15 protein-coding genes are annotated in these 19,904 nt (G+C 71.8%); 7 read left to right on the forward strand and 8 right to left on the reverse strand.

All coding sequences use genetic code 11. The features are described 5' to 3' along the window. Window positions 1–102: 102 nt before the first annotated feature. A complete protein-coding gene (gene metH, locus ACH4E8_RS25860) occupies window positions 103–3,624 on the reverse strand; it encodes a methionine synthase (RefSeq protein ID WP_398452205.1) in 3,522 nt (1,173 codons plus the stop codon). Window positions 3,625–4,037: 413 nt separating this feature from the next. Between metH and ACH4E8_RS25865 the strand changes: the two genes are divergently transcribed. From ACH4E8_RS25865 to ACH4E8_RS25890, 6 genes are all read left to right on the forward strand, one after another. Further along, window positions 4,038–4,814, forward strand: a complete 777-nt coding sequence (locus ACH4E8_RS25865; RefSeq protein ID WP_398452208.1) for an IclR family transcriptional regulator — start codon at window positions 4,038–4,040, stop codon at window positions 4,812–4,814. A gap of 473 nt (window positions 4,815–5,287) precedes the next feature. Continuing rightward, window positions 5,288–6,073 carry an MIP/aquaporin family protein gene (locus tag ACH4E8_RS25870; RefSeq protein ID WP_398452211.1) on the forward strand — a complete coding sequence of 262 codons (786 nt, stop codon included), beginning with the start codon at window positions 5,288–5,290 and terminating at the stop codon, window positions 6,071–6,073. Window positions 6,074–6,125: 52 nt separating this feature from the next. Next, a complete protein-coding gene (gene glpK, locus ACH4E8_RS25875) occupies window positions 6,126–7,652 on the forward strand; it encodes a glycerol kinase GlpK (RefSeq protein ID WP_398452214.1) in 1,527 nt (508 codons plus the stop codon). A gap of 5 nt (window positions 7,653–7,657) precedes the next feature. After that, window positions 7,658–9,268, forward strand: coding sequence for an FAD-dependent oxidoreductase (locus ACH4E8_RS25880; RefSeq protein ID WP_398452217.1), 1,611 nt, complete (start codon window positions 7,658–7,660; stop codon window positions 9,266–9,268). Window positions 9,269–9,379: 111 nt separating this feature from the next. Further along, the gene (locus ACH4E8_RS25885) at window positions 9,380–10,051 is read left to right on the forward strand and encodes a FadR/GntR family transcriptional regulator (protein ID WP_398452220.1); all 672 of its coding nucleotides are present in this window, start codon (window positions 9,380–9,382) and stop codon (window positions 10,049–10,051) included. A 537-nt stretch (window positions 10,052–10,588) separates the two neighbouring features. Next, entirely contained in the window at window positions 10,589–11,725 is a 1,137-nt protein-coding gene (locus tag ACH4E8_RS25890; RefSeq protein ID WP_398452222.1) for a PAC2 family protein, read from the forward strand. A 96-nt stretch (window positions 11,726–11,821) separates the two neighbouring features. Here the strand turns inward: ACH4E8_RS25890 and ACH4E8_RS25895 are convergent, their stop codons facing one another. The 5 genes from ACH4E8_RS25895 to ACH4E8_RS25915 all read right to left on the reverse strand — a co-directional run bounded on the left by ACH4E8_RS25895 (window position 11,822) and on the right by ACH4E8_RS25915 (window position 16,517). Beyond that, window positions 11,822–12,787, reverse strand: a complete 966-nt coding sequence (locus ACH4E8_RS25895; protein ID WP_398452225.1) for an SMP-30/gluconolactonase/LRE family protein — start codon at window positions 12,785–12,787, stop codon at window positions 11,822–11,824. Between the two features lie 192 nt (window positions 12,788–12,979). Further along, window positions 12,980–14,209 (reverse strand): cysteine--1-D-myo-inosityl 2-amino-2-deoxy-alpha-D-glucopyranoside ligase, encoded by a 1,230-nt coding sequence (mshC, locus tag ACH4E8_RS25900; protein WP_398452227.1) that lies wholly within the window; start codon window positions 14,207–14,209, stop codon window positions 12,980–12,982. A gap of 117 nt (window positions 14,210–14,326) precedes the next feature. Further along, window positions 14,327–15,154 carry an SCO1664 family protein gene (locus ACH4E8_RS25905; protein WP_398452229.1) on the reverse strand — a complete coding sequence of 276 codons (828 nt, stop codon included), beginning with the start codon at window positions 15,152–15,154 and terminating at the stop codon, window positions 14,327–14,329. After that, window positions 15,118–15,708, reverse strand: a complete 591-nt coding sequence (locus tag ACH4E8_RS25910) for a DUF3090 domain-containing protein (RefSeq protein ID WP_398452230.1) — start codon at window positions 15,706–15,708, stop codon at window positions 15,118–15,120. Before ACH4E8_RS25910 ends, ACH4E8_RS25905 begins: the two co-directional genes overlap by 37 nt. A gap of 101 nt (window positions 15,709–15,809) precedes the next feature. Further along, window positions 15,810–16,517, reverse strand: coding sequence for a histidine phosphatase family protein (locus tag ACH4E8_RS25915; RefSeq protein ID WP_398452233.1), 708 nt, complete (start codon window positions 16,515–16,517; stop codon window positions 15,810–15,812). Between the two features lie 101 nt (window positions 16,518–16,618). Here ACH4E8_RS25915 and ACH4E8_RS25920 point away from each other — a divergent pair, with 101 nt between their 5' ends. Then, window positions 16,619–17,608 (forward strand): magnesium and cobalt transport protein CorA, encoded by a 990-nt coding sequence (locus tag ACH4E8_RS25920; RefSeq protein WP_398452235.1) that lies wholly within the window; start codon window positions 16,619–16,621, stop codon window positions 17,606–17,608. A gap of 42 nt (window positions 17,609–17,650) precedes the next feature. Here the strand turns inward: ACH4E8_RS25920 and ACH4E8_RS25925 are convergent, their stop codons facing one another. Next, complete coding sequence (locus tag ACH4E8_RS25925) at window positions 17,651–18,436, reverse strand: ferritin-like domain-containing protein (RefSeq protein ID WP_398452238.1); 786 nt, start codon at window positions 18,434–18,436, stop codon at window positions 17,651–17,653. Window positions 18,437–18,721: 285 nt separating this feature from the next. Next, window positions 18,722–19,771, reverse strand: a complete 1,050-nt coding sequence (locus tag ACH4E8_RS25930) for an LLM class F420-dependent oxidoreductase (RefSeq protein WP_398452240.1) — start codon at window positions 19,769–19,771, stop codon at window positions 18,722–18,724. Window positions 19,772–19,904: the final 133 nt, after the last annotated feature.

Genomic DNA, 19,904 nt, shown 5'->3' on the forward strand with positions numbered 1-19,904 from the left:
GGGACTGGCGACCGGCCTGCGTTGGACCGACCAGTTTACGACTCGTCGGACGAACGTGCTGCGAATTGCCCACCGACACCCGTTGGCGGTGTGATGAACGGACTACCGAGCGTTGAAGTACTTGGCCTCCGGGTGGTGGATCACGATCGCGTCGGTGGACTGCTCCGGGTGGAGCTGGAACTCCTCGGACAGCTGGACGCCGATCCGCTCCGGCTCCAGCAGGTCCGCGATCTTCGCCCGGTCCTCCAGGTCGGGGCAGGCCCCGTAGCCCAGGGAGAACCGCGCGCCGCGGTACTTCAGCGCGAACATGTCGGTGACGTCGGAGGGGTCCTCGCCGGCGAAGCCGAGTTCGGCGCGGACCCGGGCGTGCCAGTACTCCGCCAGCGCCTCCGCGAGCTGCACGGAGAGCCCGTGCAGCTCCAGGTAGTCGCGGTAGGAGTCGGCGGCGAACAGCTCGGCCGTCGCCTCGCCGATCTTCGAGCCGACCGTGACGACCTGGAGTCCGACCACGTCGACCTCGCCGGACTCCTCCGGACGGAAGAAGTCCGCGAGGCACAGCCGCCGCCCGCGCCGCTGGCGCGGGAAGGAGAACCGGGTCCGCTCGGAGCCGTCCTCGTGCAGCACGATCAGGTCGTCGCCCTTGGAGACGCAGGGGAAGTAGCCGTAGACGACGGCGGCTTCCAGCAGGTTGCGGGTGTGGAGCTGGTCGAGCAGACCGCGCAGCCGGGGCCGGCCCTCGTTCTCGACCAGGTCCTCGTAGCTGGGCCCGTCGCCGGCGCGGGACTGCTTGAGCCCCCACTGACCCTTGAAGAGCGCGCCCTCGTCGACCCAGGAGGCGTACTCCTTGAGCTGGATGCCCTTGATCACCCGGGTGCCCCAGAACGGCGGCTCGGGGACGGGGTTGTCGACGGCGACGTCGGAGCGCGCCGAGCCCTCCTCGACCTGCTCCTCCACCACCGCGGCGGCCGCGGGCCGCACCCGGCGCTGCTTCAGCTCGGGCAGCTTGGCGCCGGGGACGCCGCGCTTGACGCCGATCAGGGCGTCCATCAGGCGCAGCCCCTCGAAGGCGTCCCGGGCGTAGCGGACCTCGCCCTCGTAGATCTCGTGGAGGTCCTGCTCCACGTAGGCACGGGTGAGGGCGGCGCCGCCGAGGATCACGGGGAAGTCCGCCGCGATCCTCCGCTGGTTCATCTCCTCCAGGTTCTCCTTCATGATCACCGTGGACTTCACCAGCAGGCCGGACATGCCGATCACGTCGGCCTTGTGCTCTTCGGCGGCCTCCAGGATCGCGGAGACGGGCTGCTTGATGCCCAGGTTGACCACGTTGTAGCCGTTGTTGGAGAGGATGATGTCGACGAGGTTCTTGCCGATGTCGTGGACGTCGCCGCGCACGGTGGCCAGCACGATCGTGCCCTTGCCCTCGGCGTCGGACTTCTCCATGTGCGGTTCGAGGTAGGCGACCGCGTTCTTCATGACCTCGGCGGACTGGAGCACGAAGGGCAGCTGCATCTGTCCGGAGCCGAAGAGCTCGCCGACGACCTTCATGCCTTCAAGGAGGGTCTCGTTGACGATGTCGAGCGCGGGCCGCTCGGCCAGCGCTGCGTCGAGGTCGTCCTCCAGCCCCTTCTTCTCGCCGTCGACGATCCGCCGCTGGAGGCGCTCCTCCAGGGGCAGCGCCAGCAGTTCCTCGGTCTTGCCGGCCTTCAGCGACTTGGTGTCGACGCCCTCGAACAGCTCCATCAGCCGCTGGAGCGGGTCGTAGTCCTCGGCCCGGCGGTCGTAGATCAGGTCCAGCGCGGTGGTGACCTGCTCGTCGTCGAAGCGGGCGATCGGCAGGATCTTGGAGGCGTGGACGATCGCGGAGTCCAGGCCGGCCTTGACGCACTCGTCGAGGAAGACGGAGTTCAGCAGGATGCGGGCGGCCGGGTTGAGGCCGAAGGAGATGTTGGAGAGCCCCAGCGTGGTCTGCACGTCGGGGTGGCGCCGCTTCAGCTCGCGGATGGCCTCGATGGTGGCGATGCCGTCGCCCCGGGACTCCTCCTGACCGGTGCAGATGGTGAAGGTCAGGGTGTCGATGAGGATGTCCGCCTCGTGGATGCCCCAGTTGCCGGTGAGGTCCTCGATCAGGCGTTCGGCGATGGCGACCTTGGTCTCGACGGTACGGGCCTGGCCCTCCTCGTCGATGGTGAGCGCGATCAGGGCGGCGCCGTGCTCCTGGGCCAGTCGGGTGACCTGGGCGAAGCGCGAGTCGGGGCCGTCGCCGTCCTCGTAGTTGACGGAGTTGATCACGGCCCGGCCGCCGAGCTTCTCCAGGCCGGCGCGGATGACGTCGACCTCGGTGGAGTCGAGCACGATCGGCAGGGTGGAGGCGGTCGCGAACCGACCGGCCAACTCGGCCATGTCGGCGACGCCGTCCCGGCCCACGTAGTCCACGCAGAGGTCGAGCATGTGGGCGCCCTCGCGGATCTGGTCCCGGGCCATCTCCACGCAGTCGTCCCAGCGGGCGGCCAGCATGGCCTCGCGGAACTTCTTCGAACCGTTGGCGTTCGTCCGCTCGCCGATCGCCATGTACGAGGTGTCCTGGCGGAACGGCACGGTCTGGTAGAGGGAGGCGGCGCCGGGCTCGGGGCGCGGCTCGCGCTCGGGCGGCGTGAGGTCGCGCACCCGCTCCACCACCTGGCGCAGGTGCTCCGGGGTGGTGCCGCAGCAGCCGCCGATCAGGGAGAGGCCGTACTCGTGGACGAAGGTCTCCTGGGCGTCGGCCAGGCCCTCGGCGTCCAGCGGGAAGTACGCGCCGTCCTTGCCGAGCACGGGCAGACCGGCGTTCGGCATGCACAGCAGCGGGATGCGGGAGTGGCGGGCCAGATAGCGCAGGTGCTCGCTCATCTCGGCCGGGCCGGTGGAGCAGTTCAGTCCGATCATGTCGATGCCCAGCGGCTCCAGCGCGGTGAGCGCGGCGCCGATCTCCGAGCCGAGCAGCATCGTGCCGGTGGTCTCGAACGCCATCGAGCACAGCAGCGGCACCTGGATGCCCACCGCGTCCATGGCCCGCCGGGCGCCGAGGATGGACGACTTGGTCTGCAGCAGGTCCTGGGTGGTCTCCACGAGCAGCGCGTCCGCGCCGCCGGCGATCAGGCCCTCGGCGTTCGCCTGGAAGCCGTCGCGGAGCGGGGCGTACCCGATGTGGCCGAGGGTCGGCAGCTTGGTGCCCGGGCCGATGGAGCCCAGCACCCAGCGCTGCTGCCCGGTGCTGGCCGTGTACTCGTCGGCCACCTCGCGGGCGATGCGCGCGCCCGCCTCGGACAGCTCGTGGATCCGCTCCGGGATCTCGTACTCGCCGAGGGCGGAGTGGTTGGCGCCGAAGGTGTTCGTCTCGACGCAGTCGACGCCGGCGTCGAAGTAGGCGGCGTGCACCGAGCGGACGATGTCGGGGCGGGTGACGTTCAGGATCTCGTTGCACCCTTCGAGGTCCTGGAAGTCCTCAAGGGTGGGGTCCTGCGCCTGGAGCATGGTGCCCATCGCTCCGTCGGCGACGACGACCCGCGTGGCCAGGGCCTCGCGGAGCGCGGCGACCCGGGCGGGGATGTCGGCGGAGGGTGCGGAAGGGGTGGGCGACGAGGCCATGGACGGGCTCCCTGGGATGCGACGGCTGTCGGCTTTGCGCCGCCCGGTGGGGCGCGCACGGAGTCAGGGTAACCGGGTACGGCGCGCAAGGAGAGGGGTGGTCCATCCCCCGGACGCCCGGGAACGCCGGTGCCACCTGGGGTGATGCACCCCGAAGAAAGGCTGCATCAGAAGTTGTGATGGGGTCGGCGCGGATCCGTGCGCCGGCGCCGGGTGGGTGTCGCCGTGCACGGGCGTCAGCGCCGGAGCCACGGACGCCGGGATGCCGTTCGGGGCGAACATGTCCCCAATTCGTGGGGTTGTGGGGTTCCTGTGAAACTTCCGGGCGCGGGATACTCACACGGCAGCGAACAAGGTCGGCATCGGCCGATAGTGTTCAGCATTGTCGAACAGCAGTGGAGAGGGCCGATCCGATGGCGAAGAACATCCAGTCGCTTGAGCGGGCGGCGGCGATGCTGCGGCTGCTCGCCGGCGGCGAGCGCCGACTGGGCCTGTCGGACATCGCCTCGTCGCTCGATCTGGCGAAGGGCACCGCCCACGGCATCCTGCGCACCCTCCAGGCGGAGGGCTTCGTCGAACAGGACCCGGCGTCCGGCCGCTACCAGCTCGGCGCGGAGCTGCTGCGGCTCGGCAACAGCTACCTCGACGTGCACGAACTGCGCGCCCGCGCCCTGGTGTGGACCGACGACCTGGCCCGCTCCAGCGGTGAGAGCGTCCACCTGGGCGTGCTGCACCAGCACGGCGTGCTGATCGTCCACCACGTCTTCCGCCCGGACGACAGCCGCCAGGTGCTGGAGGTGGGGGCGATGCAGCCGCTGCACTCCACGGCGCTGGGGAAGGTGCTGGCGGCGTACGACCCGGTGGCGCACTCGGAGGCGGTGGAGGCGGAGCGCAAGTCGTTCACGCCCGCGACGTTGACCTCGTTGGAGGACTTCGAGGGGGTGCTCGCCCTCACCCGTGCCCGCGGCTGGGGGGCGGACGTGGAGGAGACCTGGGAGGGCGTCGCCGCGGTCGCGGCCCCCGTCCACGACCGGCGGCGGATGCCGGTGGGCGCGGTCGCCATCACGGGCGCGGTGGAGCGGATCTGCACCGTCGGCGAGGAGGGCCGGGAACTGCGGCCCGAGCTGATCACGGCCGTACGGGAGTGTGCCCGGGCGGTCTCCCGGGACCTGGGCGCCGGGCGGTTCTGACCCCCGTACGCACACCGCCGCACCCACGTACCCGCCGCGCACCCGGCGCACGCGTCCACTCCCCCGCCCGCCCGGCACGCGTACCCCCACACCCGGCACCCGCCCGCCCGGCGCGCGCACGTCGCATCCGCCCGGCCCGGTGCCGGCCGCGCTCGACGGCCGGCCTAGGGAATCGGGCGGCTCGGACATATTGGGTGCATCATCGGATCACCATGCATCCAGCAGCGAGGACGTCGAGCCAGCACGCACGGGCCCCTCCGAGGTTTCCCGAGCTTCTTGAGCCACAGACCTTGACGGCGTGTTGACGTGCGGGAAAACTGCCGTTCAACGGTCGGCATTGTCGAACACCTAACGGAAAACCGCGTTAGAGTGTGACTGCGCCAAGGACCGGAACACCCTCGGCCCCCGCCGAGGGACGAACCACCGGGGGCAACCGGGGTTCGCCATTCCTGGACAAGGACAAAGGAGTCACGGTGTCCAGCTCCGACATCTTCATCGGCGAAATCATCGGTACCGCCGTACTCATCCTGCTCGGCGGTGGCGTCGTCGCCGCCGTCAGTCTGAAGAACTCCAAGGCGCGCGGCGCGGGATGGCTGGCCATCACCTTCGGGTGGGGCTTCGCCGTGATGACGGCCGTGTACATGACCGGCCCGCTCTCCGGGGCCCACCTCAACCCCGCGGTCACCCTGGGCATCGCCATCAAGGACGACAGCTGGTCGGACGTCCCCGTCTACGTCGCCGGACAACTGCTCGGCGCGATGATCGGCGCCGCGCTGGTCGTGGTCGCGTACTACGGACAGTTCATGTCCCACCTGCGGGACCCCGAGATCGTCGGCAATCCCCAGGAGAAGCCCATCGAGGGCCCGCACGGCGGCACCAAGGCCGGCCCGGTGCTCGGCATCTTCTCCACCGGACCCGAGGTCCGCGTCGTCTGGCAGAACCTGGCCACCGAGATCCTGGGCACCGCCGTGCTGGTGCTGGCAGTGCTCACCCAGGGCCTCAACGACAGCGGCAAGGGCCTGAGCGTCCTCGGCGGACTGATCACCTCCTTCGTCGTGGTCGGCATCGGCCTCTCCCTCGGCGGCCCGACCGGCTACGCCATCAACCCGGCGCGCGACCTCGGCCCCCGCATCGTCCACTCCCTGCTTCCGCTGCCCAACAAGGGCCGTTCCGACTGGGGCTACGCCTGGATCCCCGTCGTCGGACCGCTGGCGGGCGGAGCCCTCGCAGCGGGGATCTACGACCTCGCGTTCGTCTGACGCACGGGCGAACGGGCCCCGTCACCCACCCACCTTCGAGCAGGAGCTTCCCGTGACCGACACGCACACAGCCGGCCCCTTCATCGCCGCCATCGACCAGGGCACCACCTCCAGCCGCTGCATCGTCTTCGACCGGGACGGCCGGATCGTCTCCGTCGACCAGAAGGAGCACGAGCAGATCTTCCCCAAGCCCGGCTGGGTCGAGCACAACGCCGTCGAGATCTGGACCAACGTCCAGGAGGTCGTGGCGGGCGCCCTCACCAAGGCGGGCATCACCCGCGACGACGTCAAGGCGATCGGCATCACCAACCAGCGCGAAACCACGCTGCTGTGGGACAAGAAGACCGGCGAGCCGGTGCACAACGCCATCGTCTGGCAGGACACCCGCACCGACACCCTGTGCAAGGAACTCGGTCGCAACGTCGGCCAGGACCGCTTCCGCCGCGAGACCGGGTTGCCGCTCGCCAGCTACTTCGCCGGGCCCAAGGTCCGCTGGCTGCTCGACAACGTGCCGGGGCTGCGCGAGCGCGCCGAGCGCGGCGAGATCCACTTCGGCACCATGGACTCCTGGGTCATCTGGAACCTGACCGGCGGGGTCGACGGCGGCGTGCACGTCACCGACGTCACCAACGCCTCCCGCACCATGCTGATGAACCTGCACACCATGGCCTGGGACGAGAAGATCCTCACCTCCATGGAGGTGCCGGCGGCGCTGCTGCCCGAGATCCGCTCCTCCTCCGAGGTGTACGGCACCGCCAAGGGCGGCGTGCTCGACGGGGTGCCCGTCGCCTCCGCACTCGGCGACCAGCAGGCCGCCCTCTTCGGCCAGACCTGCTTCGCCGAGGGCGAGGCCAAGTCCACGTACGGCACCGGCACCTTCATGCTGATGAACACCGCCGGCACCCCGGTGAACTCCTACAACGGGCTGCTGACCACCGTCGGCTACCGCATCGGGGACCAGGCTCCGGTGTACGCGCTGGAGGGCTCCATCGCCGTCACCGGCTCGCTGGTGCAGTGGATGCGCGACCAGATGGGCCTGATCAACTCGGCCGCGGAGATCGAGACCCTGGCCCTGTCGGTGGAGGACAACGGCGGCGCCTACGTCGTCCCGGCGTTCTCCGGCCTCTTCGCCCCGTACTGGCGCTCCGACGCCCGCGGCGTGATCGCCGGGCTGACCCGCTACGTCACCAAGGCGCACATCGCCCGCGCGGTGCTGGAGGCCACCGCCTGGCAGACCCGCGAGATCACCGACGCGATGACGAAGGACTCCGGCGTCGAGCTGACCGCGCTCAAGGTCGACGGCGGCATGACCTCCAACAACCTGCTGATGCAGACGCTCGCCGACGTCCTGGACGCACCCGTGGTGCGCCCCATGGTCGCCGAGACGACCTGCCTCGGCGCGGCCTACGCCGCCGGCCTCGCCGTCGGCTTCTGGCCGGACACGGACGCGCTGCGCGCCAACTGGCGCCGGGCCGCCGAATGGACCCCGCGCATGGACGCCGACCGGCGTGAGCGCGAGTACAAGAACTGGCTCAAGGCCGTCGAGCGGACCATGGGCTGGATCGAGCACGAGGAGTAAGCGACATGACCACCCTGCAGAGCGTCCCCGCTCTTGGGACGCACCCGGCCGCCGGTCCGCTGCCCGGCCGCGCCGAAACCCGGGAGCAGCTCGCCCAGGCGACCTACGACCTCCTGGTCGTCGGCGGCGGCATCCTGGGCATCTCCACCGCCTGGCACGCCGCGCAGGCCGGGCTGCGGGTGGCCCTGGTGGACGCCGGCGACTTCGCCGGCGCCACCTCCTCCGCCTCCTCCAAGCTGCTCCACGGCGGGCTGCGCTACTTGCAGACCGGTGCGGTGAAGCTGGTCGCGGAGAACCACTTCGAGCGGCGCGCGGTCTCCCGCGAGGTGGCCCCCCACCTCTCCAACCCGCTCACCTTCTACCTGCCCGTGTACAAGGGCGGGCCGCACGGCGCCGCGAAGCTGGGCGCTGGCGTCTTCGCGTACTCCGCGCTCTCCGCCTTCGGGGACGGCGTCGGCCACGTCATCAGCCCGGCGAAGGCCCGGCGCGACGTGCCGGAGCTGCGCACCGAGGACCTGAAGGCCGTCGCCGTCTACGGGGACGACCAGATGAACGACGCCCGCATGGCGCTGATGACGGTCCGCGCGGCCGTCGCCGCGGGCGCCACCGTGCTCAACCACGCCGAGGTCACCGGGTTGCGGTTCACCAAGGGCCGGGTGACCGGCGCGGAGCTCAAGGACCGGCTCGACGGCGCCGAGTTCGGCGTGTCCGCCCGGCTGGTGCTGAACGCCACCGGCCCCTGGGTGGACCACCTGCGGCGGATGGAGGACCCGCAGGCGGCCCCCTCGATCCGACTGTCCAAGGGCGCCCACCTGGTCCTCAAGCGCACCTCGCCGTGGCGGGCGGCGCTCGCCACCCCGATCGACAAGTACCGCATCACCTTCGCCCTGCCCTGGGAGGACATGCTCCTGCTGGGCACCACCGACGAGGAGTACGAGGGCGATCCGGGCGAGGTCGCGGTCAACGACGCGGACGTCACGCAGATCCTGGACGAGGCCGCGTACTCCATCCGCGACCAGCAGCTCTCCCGCGATCTGATCACCTACTCCTTCGCGGGCCTGCGGGTGCTGCCGGGCGGCCCCGGCGACACCTCCAAGGCGAAGCGGGAGACCGTGGTCAGCGAGGGCCGCGGCGGGATGCTGTCGGTGGCCGGCGGCAAGTGGACCACCTTCCGCCACATCGGCCGCACGGTGATGAACAAGCTCGCCGCCCTGCCCGGCGGTCCGCTGGGCGAGGACATGGAGCCGATCTCGACGTTGCCGAAGAAGCTCCCGCTGCCCGGCATAGCCAACCCCCGGGCCGTCGAGCACCGGCTGCTGGTCGACGGCCCGGCGCCGGGGCCTCGGATGGCCGCGGACACCGCCCGTCACCTCGCCACCCACTACGGCTCGCTCGCCTTCGACATCGCCCGGCTGGCGAACGACGACCCGGCGCTGGCCGAGCGGGTCCACCCGGACGCCCCGGAGATCTGGGCGCAGGTCGTGTACGCGCGCGACCACGAGTGGGCCGAGACCGCGGACGACGTGCTGCGCCGCCGCACCACCCTGACCATCCGGGGCCTGGCGACCGACGAGGTCCGGGGCAAGGTGGCGGACCTGCTCGCCAAGCGGCCCTGACGCCGTCGGCGCCCCCTGCTCCCCCGACGTGGGCGGCTCCGACGGAGTCGCCCACGTTGTACTCTCGGACACCATCAGACCTCCGATGACTCAAGGGGCGAGGAGGCCGTCATGGCCGTCACCGACGAGGCGATCGAAAAGATCAAGGGCATGATCGTCTCCGGTGCGCTGCGTCCCGGGGACCGGCTCCCCAAGGAGAGCGAGTTGGCCGCGGAGTTGGGGCTGTCCCGCAACTCCCTGCGGGAAGCGGTGCGCGCGCTCTCGCTGATCCGGATCCTCGACGTCCGCCAGGGTGACGGGACGTACGTCACCAGCCTCGATCCCCAGCTCCTGCTGGAAGCGCTGAGCTTCGTCGTCGACTTCCACCGGGACGACACCCTGCTGGAGTTCCTGGCGGTGCGCCGCATCCTGGAGCCGGCCGCGACCGCGCTGGCCGCGGGTCGGATCACCGACGCGGGGCTGGACGCACTCGGCTCGCAGTTGGACGCCTTGGGGTCGGCGCCCTCCGTGGAGGAACTGGTCGCCGCCGATCTCGAATTCCACCGCGGGATCGTCCAGTGGTCGGGCAACTCCGTGCTGTGCTCCCTGCTCGACGGGCTCTCCGGGCCGACGACCCGGGCCAGGATCTGGCGTGGACTGACCCAACAGGACGCGGTCAGCCGTACGCTCCACGAACACCGCGCCATACTCGATGCGCTGCGCGACGGCGACGCGGAGGCGGCCCGCTCCTGGGCCACGGTGCACGTCGCCAGCGTGGAGCAGTGGCTGCGCTCCTCACTGTGACGCGGGGCGACAAGGAGCAACGGAGGGCCGCGGGGCCCGGTGGCCCTCGGCCGGCCCACTCGCTCCTGGCGTTCGCGGCCCGCGAAGCGCGAGACCACCAACACGGGGATCACCGGGGCGACGACGATCGGCCCGTCGTGGAACCGGTTCCACGACGCCGACGGCCCGCCCAACGCCTTCACGCTGACGACGAGTTGCAGGTGAGCACGCCGGTCGGCGCGCCGAGCCGGGGACGCGCTCGCACTCCGGCGCTCCGGCACGGAAGCAGATGACGGAGCGATCAAGGGATCCCTTGGTGATCCGACCTCTTGATCATCCGATGTATAGCGCCGTAGCGTGCAGTGAGTCCACTCCTTCAACCGAATTCACCGGCACGATGGCGGACTTCCGAGGCGACAGCTCGGATGAATCCGCGTTGGTTCCACCGTTGCTCAAGATCAGCCGAAGTTCACCCTGGCGTGCACGGGGCTGCGGCGGGCCGGTCCGCAAGCCGTAAGGTTGGGGCGTACGGAAGAAGACGTCGGAAGGAGGCACTGGGTGGTCGAGCTCGAGGGGGTACCCGAGCTGATCGACCCGGTCATGGTGGCCGCGTTCGAGGGCTGGAACGACGCCGGCGACGCAGCCTCCACTGCGGTCGCGCACCTGGAGCGGGAGTGGAAGGGCGAGGTGTTCGCGGCGCTCGACGCCGAGGACTACTACGACTTCCAGGTCAACCGCCCCACGGTGTTCCTGGACGGCGGCGTACGAAAGATCACCTGGCCCACGACCCGGCTCTCGGTGGTGCGGGTCGGCGGCGACAAGCCGCGGGACCTGGTCCTGGTGCGCGGCATCGAGCCGTCGATGCGGTGGCGTTCGTTCTGCAACGAGATCCTGGGCATCGCCGCCGAGTTGGGCGTGGAGATGGTGGTGATCCTCGGTGCGCTGCTCGGGGACACCCCGCACACCCGCCCGGTGCCGGTCAGCGGCATCACCTCCGATCCGGACCTCGCCCGGACGATGAACCTGGAGGAGACCCGCTACGAGGGCCCGACCGGGATCGTCGGCATCCTCCAGGAGGCGTGCACGCACGCGGGCGTGCCCGCGGTGAGCCTGTGGGCGGCGGTGCCGCACTACGTGTCGCAGCCGCCGAACCCGAAGGCGACGCTGGCGCTGCTCAACCGCCTGGAGGACCTGATCGAGCTGCACATCCCGCTGGGCGAACTGCCGGAGGACGCCCGGGCGTGGCAGCTCGGCGTGGACCAACTGGCCGCCGAGGACAGCGAAGTGGCGGAGTACGTGCAGACGCTGGAGGAGGCCCGGGACACGGCGGAGCTGCCGGAGGCGTCGGGCGAGGCGATCGCGCGCGAGTTCGAGCGCTATCTGCGTCGGCGGGACGGCGGACCGGGCGCGGGCCCGGGCGTCGTCGGGGACGGCGGCGAGGGCGGCCCGACGGCGGGTGGCCCCGGGGCGCCGTACTTGAAGGACACCTCGGGCCTGCGGGACGTGACCGGCGGTGCGAACCGGCCACCGAAGGCCGGGCGGCCCGAGCAGGACCAGCCCGAGCAGGACCGACCGGAGCAGGACCGACCGGACGGTGAAGCGGACGGGGCCGGCGACGGGGACGAGAGACCCGAAGGGCCCGGCGAGTCGGGCGAGTCGGGTCCGTCCCGCGGCGGGTCCGACGCCGACGAGTGACGTACCGCGCCGACGAGTGCGGCGCGGAGGAAGGGGCGGTGCCCGGCAGCGCCGGCGCCGCCCCTTCCCGCGTGTTCGGCCCCGCGCCCCGCGCGCTCAGCCCCGTACCCGTCGCACCGCGACCGCGTCGTACTCGGTGTCCGGCGTCGGCTCCACGTCGAAGCGGGCGTTCGGCAGATAGATCCGGTTCCCGTACGCGGCGGCGGTCGTCGGGATCCTGAAGCGGACGTCGGTGATCCGGTCGACCTCGGTGCCCCGCGTGCCGGCGTCGTCCAGCCGCAGCACGTTGACCGTGTTGAGCTGCTGCTGCACCACGTACAGCAGTCGCCCCAGCAGCAACAGGCCGTCGGCGAAGGGCAGTCGCAACCCGGCGAGGTCGACGCGGCGGCAGCGACCGGTCCTCGGGTCCATCCGCACCAGCCCGCCGCCGTCGACGACGTTGTTCGCCAGCAGCAGGGAACGGCCGTCGGGGGTGCGGGAGATGCCGTTGGTCGTGAACGCCGGGCCCTGCTCCCAGTCCCCGGTCAGCGCCACCGTCTCGACGGGGCCCGTCGGTTCGTCGTGCCGGTCCAGCGGCAGTCGGAAGACGTGCGGGTTGAAGGAGTCCGTGAACCAGGCGGCGCCGGGCGCGAGCACCACGTCGTTGATCCCGGTGTCGGCCGTGCCGAGGCCGGTGTACGCGGCGAGCGGCGCGCCCGTGGCGGCGTCCACGATCCGGATCTCGCGGTTCCAGCCGCCGCAGAGGAAGAGTTGCCGCTCACGGCGGTCGATCTTGAGCCCGACGACGTTGTGTTCGGGTCCGAGCGGCGGGGCGACGGTCCGGCCGCGGCCGGTGGCCAGGGCCACCCGGTGGACGGACCCGTCCGCGAGCGAGCCGAAGTAGGCGTACGGGCTGGTGCCGATGGCGATGCCCTCGGGCCTGAAGCCGCGGGGCAGCGGGAAGCCGGTGGGCCAGGGGGCGCGGGTGGTCGGGACCGCCGCGGCGGCCGGGGCGAGCAGGGCCGCGCCGCCCACGGCGGCGGCAGCGCCCAGCACCCCTCTTCGGGCGAAGGAGCGTGGCATGGAGCGTCCTTCCGGTCGATGTCCCGTCGGACGGGGGACAAGGGACACCGACAACCTGCCACACCGGAGGACGCCACGCCCCGCGCTGGCCGGAAGTGAGCGGGTCGCCGGGGGGTGACGCACCCCCCGGCGACCCTGGGGCCTGTCTTGGACCGGCCGAAAGCCCTCAGGGCGAGGGCCGTCGACGCGTCGTCAGAGCGCCACGCCCAACAGCGCGTCCACGGTGCGGGACACCAACCCGGGCGCGCCCTCGTCCGTACCGCCCTCGGACTGCTGGCGCTCCGCCCAGCGGTCGACCGCGGCGAGCGCCGCGGGAGCGTCGAGGTCGTTCGCGAGCGCTTCCCGGACCTCTTCCAACAGGCCGTCGGCGGACGGTCCGTCGGGGCGGGAGACCGCGGCGCGCCAACGGCCGAGCCGCGCCACCGCGCCCGTCAGGTCCTCGTCCGTCCACTCCCAGTCCGCGCGGTAGTGGTGGGCGAGCAGCGCCAGTCGGATGGCGGCCGGGTCGACGCCGTCGCGCCGCAGCGCGGAGACGAAGACCAGGTTGCCCCGGGACTTGGACATCTTCTCGCCGTCCAGCGCCACCATGCCGGCGTGCACGTACGCCTTGGCGAAGGGGTGCTCGCCGGTGACGGCGTGGGCGTGCGACGCGCCCATCTCGTGGTGCGGGAACGCCAGGTCGGAGCCGCCGCCCTGCACGTCGAAGCCCATGCCGAGGTGTTCCAGGGCGATGGCCACGCACTCGATGTGCCAGCCGGGGCGGCCGGGGCCGAGGCTGCCGCCGTCCCAGTGGGGCTCGCCGTCGCGGGCGGCCAGCCACAGCAGCGGGTCGAGGGGGTTCTTCTTGCCGGGGCGCTCGGGGTCGCCGCCGCGCTCGGCGGAGAGCAGTCGCATCGTTTCGGCGTCCAGGTGCGAGACCTCGCCGAAGTGGGGGTCGCTCTCGACGGAGAAGTAGGTGTCGCCGTCCAGTTCGTAGGCGGCGCCGGCGTCGCGCAGTCGTTCCACCAGCGGCACGATGCCGGGTATCGACTCGACCGCACCGATGTAGTGCTGCGGCGGCAGCATCCGCAGGGCGGTCATGTCCTCGCGGAACAGGGCGGTCTCGCGCTCCGCGAGGAGGGTCCAGTCCTCGCCGTCCCGCACCGCGCGCTCCAGGAGCGGATCGTCGATGTCGGTGACGTTCTGGACGTAGTGAACCTGCCGCTTGGTGTCGAGCCACACGCGCTGCACGAGGTCGAACGCGTTGTAGGTCGCCGCGTGCCCCAGGTGGGTCGCGTCGTACGGCGTGATGCCGCAGACGTAGATACGGGCGACGGGACCGGGGACGAGGGTGACGGGACCCTCGTCCGCGGTGGAGTGGATCCGGAGGTCGCGGCCCTTGCCGGGCAGGGCGGGGACCTCAGAAGCGGGCCAGGCATGCATGCCATCGAGCCTAACCGCAGGCCCCGTCCCGGCGCGCGTGTGGGGTACAACGACTTCGCTCGGACGCCGCCCCGCGGGTCGTCGCCGCAGGCCGGGGCGGTGCCGGCGGGCCGGAATTCACATCGGGGGCCAGGGAATGGCCGGCCATTCCCCCGAGGGCGCGGGGTGCCGGCCGCTGTCGCGCAGTCGGGCCACCCGGGCGCGGATCGCGTCGACCTCGGCCGGGGTGAGCAGTTCGCCCAGTCGGGTGGCGAGCTGCCGCCCCGGCTCCAGCGCCTGCGCCAGTTCCTCCAGGGCGGCCACCGCGTCGGCGGGCAGCGGCTCCCCCGCCCAGCCCCACAGCAGCGTGCGCAGCTTGGCGTCGGCGTTGAAGGTGACGCCGTGGTCGATGGCGTACAGCGCGCCGTCGGGCGCGGGCAGCAGGTGGCCGCCCTTGCGGTCGCCGTTGTTGATCACCGCGTCGAGGACGGCGAGCCGCCGTAGCCGTTCGTCGTCCGCGTGCACCAGGAGCGCGGTGCGGCCCTCGCCCACCTCGGCGAAGCCGATCGCCTTCCAGCCCTCGCCCGGCTCCTCGCCCTCGACCAGGGCGAGGAGTTCCGCTCCGGGGTCGGCGTCGATCCACAGCTGCACCATGCCCTCGCCGTAGGGTCCGTCGCGCAGCACGGTCGGCGGTACGAGCCCCCAGCCCAGCGCCTCGGAGACTTCGAAGGCGGCGACCTCGCGCTGCGCGAGGGTGCCGTCGGGGAAGTCCCACAGCGGGCGCTCGCCGGCGACGGGCTTGTAGATGCAGGAGGCTTCCCGGCCCTCGTGGGCGACCGTGCACAGCAGCGCCGCGTTGGACGCCTCGGGGATGCGGCCGCGCACGGTCAGCTCGCCGTCGGCGAGCAGGGTCAGCAGGTCGGGGCCGGTCACGCTCCCCTGCGGTATCCGTTCTGGCGCGGGCATACGTGTCCTTCCGGGTCGAGCGGGAGGCTGCACAGCGGGCACGGCGGGCGACCCGCGTTCACCACGTCCAGGGCGCGCTTGGCGAAGGCGCGCGCCTGGGCCCCGGTGAGGCGGACGCGCAGCATCGGCGGGCCGTTCTCCTCGTCCTGGAGCAGCCGTTCCTCGGCCTCGGCGAGGTCCTCCTCGGAGTCGGCGTCCAACTCGACCAGCGCCTGCGCCTCGACGATCATGCGCTGTTCCTCGCCGTCCCAGGCGAGCGCCATGGTGCCGACGCGGAACTCCTCCTCGACCGGCACGTCCAGCGGGGCGGTGTCGGCGATGTCGGTCGGGGCGACCGCGGGCACCGGGGCGTTGCCCCCGGTGCGGCGCACGACTTCGTCGAGCAGTTCGTCGATTCGCTCCGCAAGGGCTGCGACCTGCGTCTTCTCCAGTGCGACGCTGGTGACTCGCCCTCCGGCGGACGCCTGGAGGAAGAACGTACGGCGTCCGGGGAGCCCGACCGTACCGGCCACGAACCGGTCCGGCGGGTCGTAGAGGAACACCTGACGGGACACGCTCTGACTCCCTCAAGACTCGGGAACCCCCACGGGGAATGTGGGGTGGACTGTGCTGCCATTCAGGCACTGGGGCGCTCCAACCCTACTGCGCCCGACGATCACGGGGCGCCCGCGCCGCCTCCGATCACCGCGTCGCCCTCCGCGCCGGCCTCGGCGGGGGTCTCGCGGGCCGGGTTCGGCACCAGCGGAGCGAGGTCCCCGGTGTCCCCGAGCCGGACCAGGAAGGGCCTGGTGCGGGTGTAGCGGACGACGGTGACGGAGCAGGGTTCGACGTGGATGCGCTGGAAGAGGTCGAGGTGGAGGCCGAGTGCGTCGGCCACGACGGACTTGATGACGTCCCCGTGCGAGCACATCAGGTAACGGGCGTCCTCGCCGTGCTCGGCGTCCACCCGGTCGTTCCAGGCGCGCACGGCCTCCACGGCCCGCTGCTGCATGCCGCGCAGGGACTCCCCGCCGGGGAAGGCGGCGGCGGACGGGTGGTGCTGGACGACCTCCATCAGGGGTTCGCCGGCCAACTCCGCCAGCTTGCGCCCGGACCAGTCGCCGTAGTCGCACTCCCCGATGCGTTCGTCGACGTGCAGGTCGAGCCCGGGCCGGGCGTCGAGGAGGGGTTGCAGGGTCTCGCGACAGCGCTCCAGCGGGCTGCTGACGGCGAGGGCGAGCGGCACTCCGGCGAGCCGCCCCGGCAGGCCCGCCGCCTGCGCGCCGCCGCGCTCGTCGAGGTGGACCCCGGGGGTGCGGCCGGCGAGCACCGCCGCGGTGTTGGCGGTGGAACGTCCGTGACGTACGAGGATCAGCGTGGCCATGCCCGCCAGGGTAGGCGCACGGCACCGCCGCGCGGGACGCACGGGGCTCGCCCGGCCGACGGCACGTGTGCGCCGGGCGCGCACGGGGAAGGGAGCACGCCGTGATCGTGGACTGCGCCGTCTACCGCAAGGGCCGTCGCACCGAGGCCCCCGACGACTTCTCCGCCGCCCTGGCCACGGCCAGGGCCAGCGGCGACGCCTTCTTGTGGGTGGGGGTCCACGAGCCGACGGCGGACGAGTTCGACCTGGTGCGGGACGCCTTCGGGCTCCATCCGCTGGCGGTGGAGGACGCACTGCGGGCCCATCAGCGCCCCAAGCTGGAGGTGTACGACGACTCGCTGTTCGTGGTCCTCAAACCGGTGGTGTACGAGCCGGAGGGCGACGTCGTCACCACGGGCGAGTTGATGCTCTTCATCGGCGACGGCTTCGTGGTGACCGTCCGGCACGGCGCGGGGGCGCCGCTGGCGGCGGTGCGCCGGCGGCTGGAGGACGATCCGAAGGTGTTGGCGCACGGTCCGACGGCGGTGCTGTACGCGGTGAGCGACGCGGTCGTCGACGACTACATCGAGGTCGCCGGGGAGTTGCAGTTGGACCTGGAGGAGTTGGAGACGGAGGTCTTCTCACCCGGCGGGGACGGCGGTTCGGGCCGGCCGACGGCGGCGCGGATCTACCGGTTCAAGCGGCAGTTGCTGGAGTTCCGGCGGGCCAGCGGGCCGCTGGTGGCGCCGATGTCCCGGCTGGCGGGCAGCGGAGTGCCGTTCGTGCACGAGCGCTCCCGGCCCTTCTTCCGGGACGTCGAGGACCATCTGACGCGGGCGAACGAGCAGGTGGAGGCGTTGGACCGGCTGCTCTCGGACATCCTGGCGGCCCATCTGGCGCAGCAGGGGGTGCGGCAGAACGACGACATGCGGAAGATCTCGGCGTGGGCGGCGATGGCCGCGGTGCCCACGATGGTCGCGGGCATCTACGGGATGAACTTCCACCACATGCCGGAGCTGCGGTGGGTGGGCGGATATCCGACCGTCCTGGTGCTGATGGCCGTGGTGGTGTGGGGCCTGCACCGACTCTTCAAGCGCCGCGGCTGGCTGTGAGCGCGCGGGCCCACGGGTCCTGCGGGTCGGGTGCGGGGGCGGTCAGATCGCGGGGGCCGTGGTCGCCGGTCCGTCCAGCGCGCCGCGCCGCTCCGGCATGGCGAGGCTGACCATGCGCCGCCAGCCGCCCAGCCGCTCGTACGCGTACATCCCGTGGATGCCCGCGGCGAGCACGGCGGACTTGGACCGCGGCCAGCCGAGCAGTCGACCCATGTGGGCCATCACGGCGAGGCTGACGTCGCGGTAGATCGCGATCTCCGCGAGCGCGCTCTGGCGCAGCACCCGGTGGATGGTCCGGCCGTGCCCGGCGGCGGCGAGGCGCAGCAGCTCCTCGTGGCAGTACGCCAGGTGGTTGGTCTCGTCGTTGGAGATCATCTTGACGGCCTTGCCGACCTCGGGGTGGTCTTCGAAGAAGGTGAGCAGCATGTCCATCTGCTCGGCCGCGCGCTGTTCGGTGACCCTGCTGTGGGAGAGGTACACGACGATGTCCTCCTCGCTCAGGGGTTCGTCGCGGCCCAGCTTCTCGTGCGCCAGTCCGATGCCCCGGCCCTCCAGCAGCATGGTGTAGTCGGCCTCCGGCGGTACGGGCACGGGTTCGAGCCCGCGCTTCTTCAGCAGGGCGTTGAAGATCCGGCCGTGCTTGTCCTCGTCGGCGCCGTGGCGGGTGATCCTGGGGGCCAGTTCCTGGAGCTCGGGGGGCACGAGGGCCGCGATCCGGGCGTTCTCCCAGCCGCCCTGGGCCTCGCCGCTGGCCGCGATGGAGCAGAAGAGCTGGTAGGAGTCGTCGTTGTCGATGATTTCCTGGAACAGGCTTCGGGCCGAGAGCATGACTGGCACCTCCTGAAGGCATCCGCAAAGAACGAGTCAAGTGCGGTGCGGGCGAGGTGGCAACAGCTCGGGTCGGACGGATCCGCCGAACGGGGTAGGGCGTGCTCCGGGCGGTCGGTCATCCGTGCCCCGGCGAGGAGCAGTAACCGGTGCGGGGGCGCGGGCGTTGTACGCGTGACGGCCGTGGCGGGGAGGTGCCCCCGAGCCCCCACCACGGCCACGGACCTCCAGGGTCCGCCCGGCGCTTCAGGCAGTCGGGCGGGCCCTGTCGCCGTCCGCCGCGGCTCACGCCAGTCCGGCGCGCTCCAGAGCTTCGGTGCCCGCGCGGAGCCCGGCGATCCGCTCGTCGAGGGTGAAGCCGGCGGGGGCGAGGGTGAGGGTGGTGACGCCGGCGTCCGCGTAGGCCCGCATCCCGTCGGCGATCCGTTCCACCGGTCCGAGCAGGGTGGTGGAGTCGATCAGCTGCTGCGGTACGGCCGCGGCGGCGCCGTCCTTGTCCCCGGCCAGGTACTTGTCCTGGATCTCGGCGGCTTCCTTCTCGTACCCCATGCGCTGGGCGAGTTGGTTGTAGAAGTTCTGCTTCCGGCTGCCCATGCCGCCGACGTACAGGGCGGTGTACGGGCGGAAGGTGTCGGCGAGGGCCGCGACGTCGTCGCCGACGGCGAGCGGGACGGTGGGGCAGACGTCGAAGCCCTCCATGGTCTTGCCGGCCTTCTCGCGGCCTGCGCGCAGCGGTCGCAGCGCGGTCTCCTCCAGGTGCTCGGCCGAGGGGAAGATCAGCAGCGCCCCGTCGGCGATCTCACCGGTCTGCTCCAGGTTCTTGGGGCCGATGGCGGCGATGTAGAGCGGGATGTGCTCGCGCTGGGGGTGCACGGTGAGCTTGAGCGGCTTGCCGGGGCCGCCGGGCAGCGGCAGGGTCCAGTGCTCGCCCTCGTGGGTCAGCCGCTCGCGGGCCATCGCCTTGCGGACGATCTCGACGTACTCGCGGGTGCGGGAGAGCGGCTTGTCGAACTTCACGCCGTACCAGCCCTCGGAGACCTGCGGGCCGGAGACGCCGAGGCCGAGCCGGAAGCGGCCGCCGGACAGGGAGTCGAGGGTGGCGGCGGTCATCGCCGTCATGGCGGGCTGACGGGCCGGGATCTGCATGATCGCGGAGCCCACGTCGATGCGCTCGGTGCGCGCGGCGACCCAGCTCAGCACGGTCGGGGCGTCGGAGCCGTACGCCTCCGCGGCCCAGCAGACGTCGTAGCCGAGCCTGTCGGCCTCCTGGGCGACGGCCAGGTTGTCGCCGTCCATGCCCGCGCCCCAGTAACCGAGGTTGATGCCGAGCCGCATAACCACTCCCCTTACCGATCAGTAACGTCGCTTGTCCGGGGACTCTAGCGCGCGGTGCCCCGCGGCGTCAGGGGCGGTGCGGGGTGCCCGGTGGTGGCGTGCGCCACGGTGGTTGTCCACAGGCCCTCCCGGC

Origin of the sequence: Streptomyces sp. NPDC017979 (assembly GCF_044328175.1) — a bacterium.
Lineage (GTDB): Bacteria > Actinomycetota > Actinomycetes > Streptomycetales > Streptomycetaceae > Streptomyces.